A 15,815-nucleotide genomic window follows, 5' to 3' on the forward strand; every position below is an offset into this window, starting at 1 on the left:
TGGGATTTTTTATTCTTAGTTTTCAAAATCAAGGGAATTTTGGAAATTTACTAAAATCAGGCTTACGTTTTTCTAAAAAGGCATTTTTGCCTTCTTTGGCTTCTTCCGATAAATAATATAATAAAGTAGCATTTCCTGCTAATTCTTGAATTCCTGCCTGTCCGTCTAATTCTGCATTGAATGAAGATTTTAACATTCTTAATGCTAATGGACTCTTTTCTAAGATTTTTTTACACCAAGCAATGGTTGTTTCTTCTAATTTCTCTAAAGGCACAACTTTATTGACTAAGCCCATATCTAAAGCCTCTTGAGCGTCGTACTGGTCGCAAAGAAACCAGATTTCACGAGCTTTTTTCTGTCCAACCACACGAGCAAGATATGATGCACCAAATCCGCCGTCAAATGAACCTACATTCGGTCCAGTTTGTCCAAAACGAGCGTTTTCTGCTGCAATTGAAAGGTCGCAAACTACGTGTAAAACGTGTCCTCCACCAATTGCCCAACCTGCCACCATCGCAATCACAGGCTTAGGAATTGACCGAATTTGTCTTTGTAAATCTAAAACGTTTAATCTCGGAACGGTATCTTCACCGATATACCCGCCATGTCCACGTACCGATTGGTCACCACCCGAACAAAATGCTTTTCCACCTTCACCAGTTAAAATAATAACGCCAATTTTCTCCTCATCACGACAAATATTCATGGCATCAATCATTTCCTTTACCGTCAATGGCGTAAAGGCATTATGCACTTGCGGACGATTGATGGAAATTTTTGCAATTCCATCTTGAAAAGTAAATAAAATCTCTTTGTACTCTTTAAGGGTTTCCCACATATTCTTATTCAATTAATTGTTGTCTTTTTTGTGCAATTTATGCTTTTTCTTCGTCATTATAAGCATTTTCGTTGTATTCAACGTCCCAAGTGTGGTCAGCGAGTAGGAGACATTTTGCCAAAAATCTGCTGTATTTAAAAGAGCGTCCCCATTCATTTGGAGCTACTAATGAAAGTAAATCCGTGCCGTCTTCTTTTTCATACATATAATAAGTTTCATTGATAATTGGTTCAAAACCCATTGCTGCATCATAAATACGCTCTGAAATTTCTTTACGCTGAGCCAATAATTTCGCCTGACGAGCCAGTGTTTCCATTTGTTCGTACAACTGATTCATTTGACGGTCGGTTTGTTGTCGCATCGCCGTTACTGAACGTCCTTTGGCTTTCCCTAAATCTTCGGGTCTGATTACCGCACCGCCTGCTGTGTGGGCGTAAGGCAATAATCCTGGATTTTCGGCTACTTTATCTTTATTGATTGGATTTAAAAACTTATCGTCTGACATATTATTCTAAATGAATTGATGGTTTATCTTGCAAAGTTAATTTTTGTAGATAATATTTTTGTTTATTTTTTAATATTTAGTTATTTAAACTAAATAATGTTCATTTTGTAGATAAAATATTATTTCGAATAGGAATTCAATGAATCAATACTAAAAAATATCTACTTGTTAATTATTTAAACAGTTTTGGGTATTCAATGTTTAAAAGCTAAAGCAAATATTATTCATGCGAAGACGCAACTTTACTATAAATATGAGCGTATAGGCTTTTGAAATGTCTTGAAAATTTTAGTTTACAAAAATACTAATATCATGGAAAGGAAAGAATTTTTGAGTCTTGTAGGCATCAGTGTTGGTGCGGTAATTTTACAAAATTGTATGTCTGGTTGCTCAAAAAGTAGCGACCCCACTCCAGTCACAATCACGCCGACAACGCCAACAATTCCATCAACAGGTGGGGGAACTACTTCCACAGGTTTGACGGGTAATAATGAAATTGGCAAAGGGACAATTGACTTTTCTTTGGATTTGACAAGTACAACATTTAAGGTTTTACAGACAAATGGTACTGCTTTGGTTTCGGGAGATGTAATAATTGCGAGAACCAAAGCAGGCGATTTTTTGGCAGTAGCTAAAGCGTGTACACATCAAGGAACAACCGTTGATTTCATTGCCGATGATAGTACATTTAAGTGTAATAATCATGGTTCGGTGTTTGATTCGAGTGGCTCTGTTACGGTTGGTCCAGCTTCGTCAGCACTAAAAAAATATGCAACCACTTTTGATAAAGAGAAAAATAGTTTAAAAGTTGGATAAAATTATTTGACCATTGGTTTGATAATGAGATGATTACATGGATTTATTATTTTATACTAAAATACCAACCGCCAATTTATACTCGCACTCATTGAAAATACTGTAAAAGGTATTTCCTTTGAGTGTTTTTTTATGAATAAAGATGCAAATAAATAATTTTCAGAATTTACCGAATGCTACAAATGAATATGAGCAGAAAGTAATTGATTTTTGTAAGAATTGGTTAAATGGGCAAACTCAGTTTGTCATTAAAACTTCTGGTTCAACGGGCGAGCCTAAACCAATTTCATTGACTCGTTTTCAAATGGAAGCCAGTGCAAAATTGACAGGTAAAACCTTTGACTTGAAAGTAGGTGATACTGCTTTAGTTTGCCTGAATGTTGAATACATTGCGGGTATGATGATGCTTGTGCGTGGAATGGTTTTAGGTTTGAAACTTTTTATTATTGAACCTTCAAGTAGTCCGTTGGAAGGTTTAGACAATCAAAAGATTGACTTTGCGGCTTTTGTGCCACTACAATTGCAAACATTATTGGAAAACCATCACTATATTGAAAAACTTAACGAGATGAAAGCAATAATTGTTGGTGGTGCAGCAGTAAATGAGGTTTTAGAAAATAAAATTCAACAACTATCTGTACCTATTTTTAGCACTTATGGCATGACAGAGACGGTTTCTCATATTGCGGTCAGACGTTTGAATGGAGGAGATAAAAATCAAAATTTTAAAGTTTTGGAAGGTGTTAAAATTGATTTAGATAATCGTAATTGCTTGAATATTATTGCCGATGCTTCTAATAATGAGTTGGTGCAAACTAATGATATTGTTGAAATGTTGGGTGATATTGAATTTAAAATTATCGGGAGATTTGATAATATCATAAATAGTGGAGGTGTAAAAATCCAATTAGAGAAGGTTGAAAAAGCCGTTGAAAGTGATATTCAAATGTTGAATATGAAGCGATATTTTGCCTTTGGAATTCCTGATGAAAAATTAGGTCAAAAGTTAGTTTTGGTAGTAGAAAAGGCTTTTTTAGAGCAAAATATGATAGTTTCATTTTTAGGAAATATTTCTTCGGTTTTATCAAAATATGAAATTCCGAAAGAAGTTTTATTCGTTGAAAATTTCTTAGAAACGCCAACAGGAAAAATAGATAAACGAGCAACTGTTGAGAGTATTTTTAAAAAATGAGAGTAGTCGAAGGTGAAAAATATTGCTAATTATCTCCCAAGGGTTTAAAACCCTTGGGAAAGATACAATTAACTCCTAATGACTAATCGACTCAATAAACCTATTTTCTATCTATTGAATTTTATTCTTAAGGCTGTTGTTCCGTATTGCCCATTTACAAAATTGCCAACGACTTCTAATCCAAATAATTTTGCAATTCCAGAGATACCGTAACCAACTTCTAAGTAATTGAAATTTTGATTCGGAACGTTCAAATAATTTGCAAAAATTGATTCTTTCAATCCGTACAATCTTAGTGGCGTTATTTGTGTCAATAAGAATTTTTGAAAGTCATTTGCCGCAAACACTTCCAAATAATTGCCTTTTGTGCTGTGTAAATAGTATTCTAAATTACGAAAAACATCAAATTTGAATGAACGTAAAATGGTTTGATTTCCATTGAAATGGCGATAATCTGAAAAATACATTGGCGTTTTCAAATATCCCCCATAATTGGCTAAAACGTGTAAATCTCCTAATTTTTCTATTTCAAAAATTTGCTCATAACTTCCTTGTAATCTCGAAAAATTAGCATCAGACATGAATCCGTTGGTACTTTTTACTTTGAAAATTGGGTTTCCACGATTAATTGTAAATTCTCTACCATTAAACTCTCCTTTTTTTGCGAAAGGTCTGATAATCAACTCAATATCGGCAGTTAATAATTCTGGATTTACAAAATTTTCATCTTTATGTTCTAAATTATCTGGTTGGTTGGTTAGAAATTCTCTTTCTGGACGGTTAATCCAAGTTTTAAAATCCTTTAAATTCTGTAACTCTCTGTTTTTGTTGTAACCAACATTAAAATTCGCACTGAAAGCCTGTGAAAACCGATTTTTGTATTCTAAGTTGACATAATCTTTTTCATAAAGTTTCATATAATTTTCCTTTGCAAGCATGGTGTAAATGGTATTGATACTACTGGAGATGGGATTCGTTTCATTGAATTGCTGTATATATTTCCCAGCTTTTATCTCAAAAGAGTGGTAGTCTTTCAAGTGGTAATAGCCAATATTCCAATTAAATTGTTTTCTGCCAAATGCATAACGCAAATCTGTGTAAAGCGAAGTTCGTTTCGTTCTTTTTTCACGAGTTTCGTATTTTAAACTTCCCTCCAAATAATAACCATCAACTGTATTAGCATTGCCTAACTCCATGATTGGAGATATGTAAGTGAGCGAACGTGGATAAAACCCATATAATTCGTCCCTTTTGCCATAATTGTAAGTATTCCCAAAAAATAAATGAGGAATTTTAAAAACAGGTAGCCGTTTGATGGAGTCTTTTCTATATTGTGCTGCGTTGACCTTTGTGATACTATCAGCTTGGGCATAGCCTTTAATTTCAAAATCAGTGAGCGGAACTTGACGTTCCTGATTCCAGAATTCAGTACTACGTTTTTTGTAAAGTGTATCTATTTCAATGTTGTACGAGCGAGCCAACGCCACGTCATCGCCTTTAGCTTTTCGTTCTTTTTTATCTTCCTTTTGAGATTCTTTCAAAAACTTTTCTAATTGTTTTCGGGTAATTTGCTTTTGTTGCAAGGCGGTTTTGGTATTGATTTTATCACCTTTCAAAGCATTTGCTTCGGCTTTATCTATTTTTTCATCAATTACCACTGGATGTTGGTGGTATTTCTCGTTTAATGAAATGGCATAATTCCGAACATTGGTAACATAATTAAAGAATCCTCCAACACCGAAAGCATTAAAGTCAGTTCTAAAATTATAGCTAATCGGCATCCAAACGTCGTTGAAGGGTGAACATAGAATTTTGACAGAATTTCTTGAATTATCGTCGCTAAATTTTAAGTCTAAACTATGTATATACCAAGAGTCTTCAATAATGTTAATGATTCCACTAAAAACGTTTTCTCCTTGCGATTTTGGGGTAACTCTAATTTTGTTGACAGTTAAGCCGTTTTCTCTAAAATCGCCTTCATAAGAAAACTTGTAATAGGCTAAGGCATAAGGAGATAAAGGTGAAATTAAATCACCAAAAGCCTTTGAACTATAAAAATTGGTGCGTGCTACCGTTATAAAGTTTGCTCCTTGGTCTTGCAGTTTTTTAGGCAAATTATTTCTGGCAGAAACCACTTTTTCTTTGACTGTGGAAGGCTGTTTGAAAATAATATCGTTGATAGATTCAATTACATACACTTGCCCAATTTTGATGCCTGTTTCTTGTTCTATCTTCTTTCCTGCTAACATTTTCACCAAACCTGAAACCTCTTTTACTTGAGCTGTTCCTTTCACATAAGTGCGAGCCGTATAAGTGTTCAGTTCCAAGATTTTGAAGCGAGCCATCGAAATGGTTTTTCTCATAATGGTGTAGGCAGGGTCTTCGGCTTTTGCGGAGAATTTTACTTCGCTTAGTGCTACTGATTGTTCTTCCAAAATCACATCTAAATTGATATAATCGGCATCAATGACAACTGTTTTTTCAAGATTTTTATGGCTTAAATATTGAAAAATAAGTACATGAATACCTTTTTCTAAAGCTAATTCATATTTTCCTTCATCGTTTGCCATTGTTCCTTTTGAGGAACCTTTCACGATAATTGAAGCGAATGATAGTTGTTCGCCTTTTTTATTTTTTACAGAGCCTTTAATGCCACCTGCAAATGAACATACCGATAATAAAGTAATATTAAGAATTGTAAAGAGGAGTTTTTTTAACATTTGATTGAGGTTTAAATAATAGAGTAATTATAAAATGAAAATTTAGATGCAATGTTAAATTAAAAGGCTTTTAGAAAAGTAATCACGACCGTTAAAAATGCTTAAAATGAGCGTAATTACTTACCAAAAGCCCATTTTAAGAAATTAGGTAATACTTTTGCCCAAGTGTGGTGATTATGTTCGCCGCCTTGTACTTCTTCATAAATAATATCAGAGCCTATATGATAACCCTTATGTTCAAGTTCTTTCATTAAATCGAGGGTATCATCGATAGCGTCTATAATTCCGTTGTTATTTCGGTCTGAATTTTCATCATTTGTGCCTGCTTCAAACCAAAATGTCATGTTTTTCTTGTAGTCTCCATTTCTGACAATATTATGAATGATTCGGTCATGCTCATCGGTATATCCGTCTTCCTCAGATTTTTGTCGCCACCATAAAGCTCCTGAGAAAACGCCTATTTTCTCAAATACTTCGGGGTGATTCCAACCAATATCCATTGCAGAAAGTCCACCTAATGACAATCCAGCCATCACATTCCCCTCCGTTTTTATCGAGTATTTTTTATTCAGAAATGGCAAAAGTTCCAATAATATGAAATCTGTATGCTGTTTTGCTTTCGAGCCACGTTGTTTGTAATCGACTTGACTTGCAGTTCCGTATTCTTGAATCCTTTGGTCATTGGCATGAATTCCTACGCAGAAAAAAGGGATTATTTGTTGGCATGATAATAACGTAGAAATACTCATTTCCATTTGTAATGCTCCAAAATCTTGCCCATCATTGAAAAATAGAATAGGCAACTGGGAAGAAATATTTTTAGGATATATCAAAGTCAAGCGGACATTTCGCTGTAAATATGCTGAAGTTATGTTTTCTTCAATTTGAGTAAGTTGAGGGGTGTTTTCGGTCACAATTTTAAACGTTTGTTGAGCTTTTAAATTTAGGATAATTCCATAAAGGAAGAAAATTAGTAAAAAAAACCGCATTAAAAATATCGTTTGAAATGTTTTGAAACTAAAAAACAATTTCTATTTTAGAATAAATTTAACAATAAAAAAGCAAAACAAACCTGTCATTCCATGCAAGAACGTTATATCAAGTATTACTCACACCATCTCGGTGCTGACAACGAAATGCTAATTTATGGCAACTGGGGTTATCCAGTCATCGTTTTTCCAACTACTATGGGCAGGTATTATGAAGCAAAAGATTTTAAGCTAATAGAATCTGCTCGTGGGCATATTGAAAGTGGAAAAGTGAAAATATATTGTCCAGACAGCATTGATGGCTATTCATGGTATGGAAAACATCTGCATCCTGCCGAAAGAGTTCAAAATCATAATTATTATGACCAATATTTGAATGAAGAATTAATTCCTGCTATTATGAGCGAATGTAATGTAACAAAAGTTGCCGTTGCAGGTTGTAGTTTTGGCGGGTATCATGCAGCAAATTTTGCTTTTCGTCATCCCGACAAAGTTTCGCATCTTTTTACGATGGGAGCAGCGTTTGATATTCGTTCTTTTTTGGGTGATTATTACGATGAGAACGTTTATTACAATAATCCTCCAGATTATTTGCCAAATTCCAACGACTCAAATTTATGGAACATGAATATTGTTTTAGGAACTTGCAATGCAGATTTTTGCAAGCCAGAAACGGAAAGATTATCAAAAATATTAGCTCATAAAAACATAAATCATTGGTTGGATATTCGTTGGCATGGTACGCACGATTGGGATATTTGGCGTGAAATGTTCCCTGAATACTTGAATAAAATATAGAAATCTGGTGTCAGGTTTATGATTTTAGGTGTTTAGATGGAATGAAAACTTACGCTAAACCCTAAAAACCAACCCCTAAAACCTTTAAAAAATAAACATGAAAAAAATTGGTATTCTTCACGGAATGGAATCTTCATTTCCAGAAGCATTTGTTGAAAGAGTAAATCAAATTGCTCCTTCGGGAATTATGGCAGAACGTATGATTGTCGATAAAGTTTTGCAAGGAGAATCATCGGGTTATGACGTCATTATCGACCGTATTTCTCAAGACGTTCCCTTTTACCGTGCCATGCTCAAAAATACGGCATTAACAGGCACAGCGGTTATCAATAATCCATTTTGGTGGTCGGCAGATGAAAAGTTTTTCAATAATGCCTTGGCGGTTCACTTGGGGGTTCCTGTACCCAAAACGGTTTTATTACCCTCAAAAGAACGTCCAACTGATACTTCTGAAACTTCTTTTAGAAACTTGAAATTTCCTTTGCCTTGGGGTGATATTTTCGACCATATTGGTTTTCCTGCCTACATGAAACCGCATTCGGGCGGAGGTTGGAAAAGTGTTTATAAAGTTAGAAATCCCGACGAACTTTTTAATGCTTATGATGAAACTGACCAATTGGTCATGCTTTTGCAAGAAGAAATCGTATTTACTGATTATTTCCGTTGTTATTGTATTGGTGGAAAAGAAGTGAAAATTATGCCTTATGAACCCCGAAATGAACCACATTTGCGGTATGATGCTACGTTACCCACAGGACCAAATGCAAAGAAACTTTTGGCAACGGTAAAAGATTATGTTTTGAAATTGAACAAAGCATTAGGTTATGATTTTAATACGGTTGAATTTGCCGTAAAAGATGGAATTCCTTATGCGATTGACTTCTGTAATCCCGCTCCTGATGCAGATGTGAATTCGGTTGGACAAGAGAATTTCGAATGGGTGGTTGAAACTGCCGCAAAAGTTGCCATTGACCGTGCAAAAAAGCATAAACCTGGAAAAGATAATCTTACTTGGGGAACATTTATGTCATCATCAGTTACTGGAAAAGACCGTGCTTCGTTAAAAGGTGAATAGTAGGAGAGACTTTAGGTTCGACAATCCAATATTTATTTTAAAATTATCAATCACTGTTAGACTAATACCCAATAACCAATCCCCAAATTCTAATCATGCCTTTATTTACACTTGGAATCGAAGAAGAATTTCAAACCATAGACCCCGTAACTCGGGAACTTCGCTCGCACATGAGTAAAATTGTTGAGGGCGGACAAATAACGCTGCATGAACGAGTAAAAGCCGAAATGCACCAAGCTGTCGTAGAAGTTGGGACGAATATTTGTCATAATATTCAAGAAGCAAGAGCCGAGGTAACTGAATTACGAAGACACATTATTGAATTGGCAGACCAACAAAATTTGTTGGTTGCTGCTGCTGGGACACACCCGTTTTCGGATTGGCAAGACCAATTAATTACGCCAAATGAACATTATGATGCACTAATTGACGAAATGCGTGATGTTGCCAGAGGAAATTTAATTTTTGGTTTGCACGTACACGTAGGCATTGCAAGTCGGCAAGAAGGAATTCAAATTTTGAATGCAGTTCGGTATTTTCTACCTCATATTTATGCACTTTCCACAAATTCACCGTTTTGGTGTGGACGAAACACAGGTTTTAAATCGTACCGTTCAAAGGTTTTCGACAAATTTCCACGAACAGGCATTCCAGAGTTTTTTGCCTCTGCAACCGAATACGACGAGTATATAAATTTGCTTATTAAAACAAATTGTATTGATAATGGTAAGAAAATTTGGTGGGATATTCGTTTACATCCTTATTTTGAAACCATTGAATTTAGAATTTGCGATATTCCAATGCGAATTGATGAAACCATTTGTTTGGCGGCATTAATGCAGGCTTTAGTCGCAAAAATTCATAAATTATTAAAACAAAATTTGAGTTTTAGACCATATCGGAGAGTTTTAATCAATGAAAATAAATGGCGTGCAGCTCGTTATGGTATTCAAGGAAAACTGATTGATTTTGGAAAGCAAGAAGAAGTACCTTATCGAGATTTGTGCGGTGAATTATTAGATTTTGTGGATGATGTTTTAGATGAATTGGGAAGCCGAAAAGAGGTGGAATATATCAAGGAAATTCTTGACCACGGCACTGGTGCAGACCGCCAATTGTCAGTTTTTGAACAAACTGGCGACTTGAAAAAAGTGGTAGATTATATTGTAGAAGAAACAAGGCATGGAATTTATTAATGTTCTTTTCATGGGATACATTCCGATAAATACTTTTGTTTCATCAGAAATGACGTAATTTTGTAAGAATTATCCCTCTGAAGCATTCCTATTTTACTGTTTTTGAAAAATTGAAGCAAATTTTCATCACAAATAAGCAGTATAATCATGCAAAAACCACTAAAAATTGCCATTTTAGATATGTACAACAACGTTGCTGGAGAAGGAATGCGTTGTATAATCAGTTTGGTAAATGAATTTCAAGAAAGAGAGCAAATACCGATTGAAACTACCATTTTTAATGTTAGAGCCAATAATGAAATCCCTGATTTAAGTTTCGATATTTTTATATCAACTGGAGGACCTGGAAGTCCTTTGCCTTCAGAAGATGCTTGGGAAAAACCATACTTTGATTTCATAGATTCTGTATTCGCTCATAACAATTCTGAAGAGGTAAAATATGGAGAAAATACAAAAAAATATCTTTTCTTAATTTGTCATTCATTCCAATTAGTTTCTCGACATTTAGGGATTGGAAAAGTTACAAAACGCAGAGGTACGTCTTTTGGAGTTTTTCCAGTTAATCAAATTGATAAAGGAATAAAAGAAACTCTCTTTGACGGTTTGCCTGAACCTTTTTATGTAGTTGATTCTCGTGATTATCAATTAGTTAGTCCAAATAAAAAACGCATCAAAGAATTAGGTGTCACACTTTTAAGAATGGAAAAAGAACGTCCTCACGTCAATTTAGAACGTGCCATTATGGCAATTCGTTATTCTGAAGAAGTTTTTGGAACACAATTTCATCCAGAAGCAGATGCGATTGGAATGTTGAAATTGCTATCTTCCGATGAAAAAAAGAAGGCAGTTATAAAAACACATGGCTTAGAAAAGTACAATGATATGATTGATAAATTGGACGACCCAGATAAAATACTTTTGACGGAATCAATCATTATTCCCAAATTCTTAAAGAAGGCAACAACTTCTATTTTACGACCAATATCGGTTGGTAGTCACTCTTTGTAATGTCAAAATCAGATAGTTGTAGTAAGATAGATTTTCAACCCAATGTTGTTTAGTTAAGCCGATTAATTTCCCGAAAGTTTTAAACTTTCGGGAAATTTGTACCAAATAAATTCCTTTATTAAACGACATTCGGTTGAAACCTGTCAGAAAACCTGTCCTACCTACAAAATTGCTTCTAAAACTATGCAATCATTAATTAGACAACAATACAATCAGGCTTTTAGTCAAGAAAAATATCAGCAATTACTTTCTGATTTAAACAAATCTGCTCAAAAACCTATTGAATTTCGAGTAGCTGAAACGCCCGTTTTCGTGCCAAAATCATTAAAGGATAAACTGACGAATACTTGTGAAAGTATAGTTGACGTAATTATTTCTGACGATTTTAAAGCAAAAACAAAGGCAGCAATTCCTTTAAATCAGAACGTTCCTAATGAAAATAATCATACTTCATTTTTAGCCATAGATTTTGCAGTTTGTAAAAATAGTGATGGTGATTTTGTGCCACAATTAATTGAGTTACAAGGTTTTCCTTCACTTTTTGGTTTTCAATATTTATTGTCAGAAACCTTTCAAAAACATTTTTCGATTCCCGAAAATTATGAATTTGCTTTTAATAATAATGACCGAAATGCTTATGTTGATGAACTGAAAAAACTGATTGTAGGGGAGGAGCAAGTTGAAAATGTTATTTTATTAGAAATTTATCCAGAGACTCAAAAAACAAGGGTTGATTTTGATATTACAGAAAATCTTATTGGTGTAAAAGCAGTTTGTCTGACTAAAATTATTAAAGAGGACAAACAATTATTTTACATGAATAATGGAGTGAAAACTCAAATTAAACGCATTTATAACCGTTTGATTTTTGATGATTTGACAAATTTTCCAGATTTAAAAACGGACTTCAACTTAACGGATGATGTTGATGTAGAATGGATTGGGCATCCAAATTGGTTTTTTAGAATTAGTAAATACATCATGCCATTTTTTAATCATGAGTACATTCCAAATTGTCGTTTTTTGAATGACTTTCATGGCAATTTTCCTGAGAATTTAGCCGATTTTGTACTAAAACCCCTATTTTCATTTGCAGGCACAGGCGTAATTATTAATGTGAAAAAAGAAGATTTAACTGCTATTACCGACCCTGAGAATTATATTTTGCAAGAAAAAGTGAAATACGAACCAATCATAGAAACAGTTGACGGCAGTAAGGTGAAATGTGAAATTAGAATGCTTTATATTTGGCAAAAAGATGAACCAAGACCACTTTTGTTAACCAATTTGGCGAGACTTTCAAAAGGAGAAATGATAGGTGTACGCTACAATAAAGATTTTGACTGGGTAGGAGCAAGCGTTTGTTTTATAGAAAAATGATTTTCAACTTTAATTAGCTGCAAAGGCACGTAAACACTATTTATGAGTGTCTTCGTGCCTTTGTGGCTAATTTGATTAATAACAAATTAAATGATTACGCACAGAGAGTTATTTTTAAAAAATGTTGCTCAAACTTCTGATTTTCCTTTAGCACTTGAATTTGAACGTGCTGAAGGTATTTACATGTACGATAAATCAGGAAAGGGATATATAGATTTGATTTCTGGAATTGGGGTGTCAAATGTTGGGCATCGTCATCCAAAAGTTACAGAAGCTATTCATAATCAGGTAGATAAATATTTGCACTTGATGGTTTACGGAGAATATGTACAGTCTCCTCAGGTGCTTTTAGCAGAAGCATTGTGTAAAACCTTAGTAGCATCATCAGGAAATTATCCAATTTTAGACAATGTTTATTTTACCAATTCGGGTACTGAAGCGGTTGAAGGGGCGATGAAGTTGGCAAAACGTTATACAGGTCGTCAAGAGATTATTTCATGTTTTAATGCGTATCATGGGGCAACTCAAGGAGCTTTGTCATTATCAGGAAGTGAGAATTTTAAACGAAATTTTCGTCCGTTGCTGTCAGAAATAAAACATATTAATCACGGTAATTTTGATGATATTCAAAAGATAACTACCAAAACAGCGGCGGTTTTTATTGAAGTGATTGGTGGAGAATCTGGTGTGAGAGTTCCTGACAAAGAATACTTTGTTGAAATGCGTAAACAATGTGATTCAACAGGTACACTTTTAATAGTTGATGAAATACAAACAGGATTTGGTCGGACAGGTACTTTTTGGGCATTTGAACAATTTGGCTTTTACCCTGATGTTCTTTTATGTGCAAAAGGAATGGGTGGAGGAATGCCAATCGGAGCTTTTATAGCCAATCAAAAAGTCATGGGAGTGTTTAAAAACAACCCAATCTTAGGGCATATCACTACTTTTGGTGGACATCCAGTTAGTTGTGCAGCTTCTTTGGCAACTTTAAATGTGATTTTGGAGGAGAATCTTTTAGGAAAAGTACAGGAAAAGGCTCAAATCTTTAAAGAGTTATTGGTTCACGGTAAAATAAAAGAAATACGAAATCAAGGCTTGATGATGGCGGTGGAGTTTGAAGATTTTGATACTTTAAAATCTATTATTGACCGAGCAATATTGAAGGGCGTAATTACAGATTGGTTTTTATTTTGTGATAATTCAATGCGAATAGCACCACCTTTGATAATTACTGAGGAAGAAATAAAAATGGCTTGTAAAGTAATTCTTTCAGTTATCAATTAACAAAAACAACAGTTATCAACAACAGTAGCTTTAATGTTAATTGATAACTGTTAATTGTTTTATGCGTGTTTCAAAAGAGTTTGAGCTAAAACAGCCTTTGGAATATTTCCTCCAACCATTCTTTCTACTAATTCACCTTTTTTGAATATCATCAATGTTGGAATTGAACGAATACCTAACGTAGATGGAACCGTTGAGTTTGCATCAACATCCATTTTAGCAACAATTGCTTGACCTTCAACATCTCCAGCCAATTCTTCAACGATTGGTCCAATCATTTTACATGGTCCACACCATTCTGCCCAAAAATCAACTAAAACTGGTTTGTCTGAATTAATTAGCTCCTGAAAATTTTCATCGGTTGCTACAACATAATTTGCCATTGTATTTTTATTTTAAGTTATAAGCTATAGGTTTTAGGCTACACAAAATGCGTTTTTTTCAAACTCCACAGCGATTGTTTGTTACAAATTTACAACAAATCTGTCGTTAATTTTGGTTCAAAATACTTGAAATATCTATAAAAATAAAAAGTTGCCCGTCATAGACAGACAACTTTCCTTCTGAAACAAAACCACAAGAACCATTACTTGTGGTTGAGTTACAATATTTTATGCTTCCATCAACGACTCATCGTGTTGTGAAATATCTAATCCTACTCTTTCTTCTTCTTCAGTTACACGTAAAGGAATGATTTTGTCAGTTACCATTAATAATAAATATGACATACCAAATGCAAAACCTGAAACAACTGCAAGAGCAACCATGTGCTTGATGAAAAGAGCGAAATCTCCAGTAACGAATAAACCTTGCTCTGTATCAACAACTACAGAGTTAACTGCTTTAGAAGCAAATAAACCTGTCATAACCATACCCATCATACCACCTACACCATGACAAGGAAATACGTCTAATGTATCATCTAATTTAGAATTTGCTCTCCAGTGTGCTGCGATGTTTGAAACAATTGCTGCTACTGTACCGATGAAAATTGCTGCTGTTACCGAAACGAAACCAGATGCTGGTGTAATTGCTACTAAACCAACTACTGCACCAATACAAAAGCCAAGAGCTGAAACTTTACGACCACGAGTTACATCAAATAAAACCCATGATAAACCTGCTGCTGCTGCTGCCACGTGAGTGGTAGCGAAAGCTGAAACTGCTAATGGACCTGCACCTACTGCTGAACCTGCGTTGAAACCAAACCAACCGAACCATAATAAACCTGTACCTAATAATACGTAAGGAATGTTTGCTGGAGGTAAAACACTTGCTTCAATGTGTGACTTACGACGTTTCAAGTACAAAGCACCTGCTAATGCTGCCCAACCTGCACTCATGTGTACAACTGTACCACCTGCAAAGTCAAGAACACCATATTTGAATAACCATCCTTCTGGGTGCCATGTCCAGTGAGCCAAAGGAGCATAAACTATTACACAGAAAAGAACCATGAATAATACAAAAGCACGGAAATTAATACGTTCTGCCAAAGCACCTGAAATCAACGCTGGTGTAATTACAGCGAATTTCATTTGGAAAAATGCAAATAATGCAAAAGGGATTGTTGGTGCTAATGCCCAAGGTTTTCCGTCGAATACACCTTGAAACATTGCGTAAGTGAAAGGATTTCCTACATAACCTCCGATACTGTCACCGAATGCTAAACTGAAACCAAACACTACCCAAATGATTGTAATTACACCCATTGCAATGAATGATTGTAACATGGTAGAAATAACGTTTTTATGGTTCACCATACCACCATAAAAATAAGCTAAACCAGGAGTCATTAAAAGAACTAAACCTGAAGAAACAAGCATCCAAGCGGTATCGCCTGAATTAATTCCTTCTGTTACTGCGGCACCTGGTGCTGGTACAAAAGCTGCTGCGATTGCAATTAAAAGCAAGATTCCAATAGGAAGCCATGAGGGTTTTTGTTGTGTCATGTGGTTTGTTTGTTTTAGGGGTTTATTTATGGAATTGTTTACAGAATATGCACTTTTAA

14 protein-coding genes are annotated in these 15,815 nt (G+C 34.7%); 8 read left to right on the forward strand and 6 right to left on the reverse strand.

Features of this window, described 5'->3' with window-relative positions:
* Window positions 1-28: 28 nt before the first annotated feature.
* Together menB and VB796_RS05535 are read right to left on the reverse strand one after the other, a co-directional pair.
* On the reverse strand, window positions 29-838 hold the full coding sequence (gene menB / locus VB796_RS05530; protein WP_323345520.1) for a 1,4-dihydroxy-2-naphthoyl-CoA synthase: 810 nt from the start codon (window positions 836-838) through the stop codon (window positions 29-31).
* Window positions 839-875: 37 nt separating this feature from the next.
* On the reverse strand, window positions 876-1,343 hold the full coding sequence (locus VB796_RS05535) for a DUF2452 domain-containing protein (RefSeq protein WP_323345521.1): 468 nt from the start codon (window positions 1,341-1,343) through the stop codon (window positions 876-878).
* A 312-nt stretch (window positions 1,344-1,655) separates the two neighbouring features.
* On the opposite strand from VB796_RS05535, the gene VB796_RS05540 reads away from it, so the two are divergent.
* Both VB796_RS05540 and VB796_RS05545 read left to right on the forward strand, forming a co-directional pair.
* The gene (locus tag VB796_RS05540) at window positions 1,656-2,159 is read left to right on the forward strand and encodes a Rieske (2Fe-2S) protein (RefSeq protein ID WP_323345522.1); all 504 of its coding nucleotides are present in this window, start codon (window positions 1,656-1,658) and stop codon (window positions 2,157-2,159) included.
* Window positions 2,160-2,301: 142 nt separating this feature from the next.
* The gene (locus tag VB796_RS05545) at window positions 2,302-3,351 is read left to right on the forward strand and encodes an AMP-binding protein (RefSeq protein WP_323345523.1); all 1,050 of its coding nucleotides are present in this window, start codon (window positions 2,302-2,304) and stop codon (window positions 3,349-3,351) included.
* 107 nt (window positions 3,352-3,458) lie between these two features.
* Here VB796_RS05545 and VB796_RS05550 read toward each other — a convergent pair whose 3' ends face one another.
* Both VB796_RS05550 and VB796_RS05555 read right to left on the reverse strand, forming a co-directional pair.
* A complete protein-coding gene (locus VB796_RS05550) occupies window positions 3,459-6,071 on the reverse strand; it encodes a DUF5686 and carboxypeptidase regulatory-like domain-containing protein (RefSeq protein WP_323345524.1) in 2,613 nt (870 codons plus the stop codon).
* A 116-nt stretch (window positions 6,072-6,187) separates the two neighbouring features.
* Complete coding sequence (locus VB796_RS05555; protein ID WP_323345525.1) at window positions 6,188-7,060, reverse strand: alpha/beta hydrolase; 873 nt, start codon at window positions 7,058-7,060, stop codon at window positions 6,188-6,190.
* 93 nt (window positions 7,061-7,153) lie between these two features.
* Here VB796_RS05555 and VB796_RS05560 point away from each other — a divergent pair, with 93 nt between their 5' ends.
* The 6 genes from VB796_RS05560 (at window position 7,154) to VB796_RS05585 (ending at window position 13,804) form a co-directional block, all read left to right on the forward strand.
* Window positions 7,154-7,858 carry an esterase family protein gene (locus tag VB796_RS05560; protein WP_323345526.1) on the forward strand — a complete coding sequence of 235 codons (705 nt, stop codon included), beginning with the start codon at window positions 7,154-7,156 and terminating at the stop codon, window positions 7,856-7,858.
* A gap of 97 nt (window positions 7,859-7,955) precedes the next feature.
* Window positions 7,956-8,933: a hypothetical protein gene (locus VB796_RS05565; RefSeq protein ID WP_323345527.1), complete on the forward strand. Its 978-nt coding sequence runs from the start codon at window positions 7,956-7,958 to the stop codon at window positions 8,931-8,933.
* 95 nt (window positions 8,934-9,028) lie between these two features.
* A complete protein-coding gene (locus tag VB796_RS05570) occupies window positions 9,029-10,129 on the forward strand; it encodes a carboxylate-amine ligase (RefSeq protein WP_323345528.1) in 1,101 nt (366 codons plus the stop codon).
* A gap of 147 nt (window positions 10,130-10,276) precedes the next feature.
* Window positions 10,277-11,137 carry a type 1 glutamine amidotransferase gene (locus tag VB796_RS05575; protein WP_323345529.1) on the forward strand — a complete coding sequence of 287 codons (861 nt, stop codon included), beginning with the start codon at window positions 10,277-10,279 and terminating at the stop codon, window positions 11,135-11,137.
* Between the two features lie 183 nt (window positions 11,138-11,320).
* Window positions 11,321-12,517, forward strand: a complete 1,197-nt coding sequence (locus tag VB796_RS05580) for a hypothetical protein (RefSeq protein ID WP_323345530.1) — start codon at window positions 11,321-11,323, stop codon at window positions 12,515-12,517.
* A 90-nt stretch (window positions 12,518-12,607) separates the two neighbouring features.
* Window positions 12,608-13,804, forward strand: coding sequence for an aspartate aminotransferase family protein (locus VB796_RS05585; RefSeq protein ID WP_416233514.1), 1,197 nt, complete (start codon window positions 12,608-12,610; stop codon window positions 13,802-13,804).
* A gap of 59 nt (window positions 13,805-13,863) precedes the next feature.
* Here the strand turns inward: VB796_RS05585 and trxA are convergent, their stop codons facing one another.
* Entirely contained in the window at window positions 13,864-14,187 is a 324-nt protein-coding gene (trxA, locus tag VB796_RS05590; protein ID WP_323345531.1) for a thioredoxin, read from the reverse strand.
* Window positions 14,188-14,415: 228 nt separating this feature from the next.
* Complete coding sequence (locus tag VB796_RS05595; RefSeq protein ID WP_323345532.1) at window positions 14,416-15,756, reverse strand: ammonium transporter; 1,341 nt, start codon at window positions 15,754-15,756, stop codon at window positions 14,416-14,418.
* Between the last annotated feature and the right edge of the window lie 59 nt (window positions 15,757-15,815).

The sequence above is a fragment of the Arcicella sp. LKC2W genome (assembly GCF_034931005.1).
GTDB lineage: Bacteria > Bacteroidota > Bacteroidia > Cytophagales > Spirosomataceae > Arcicella.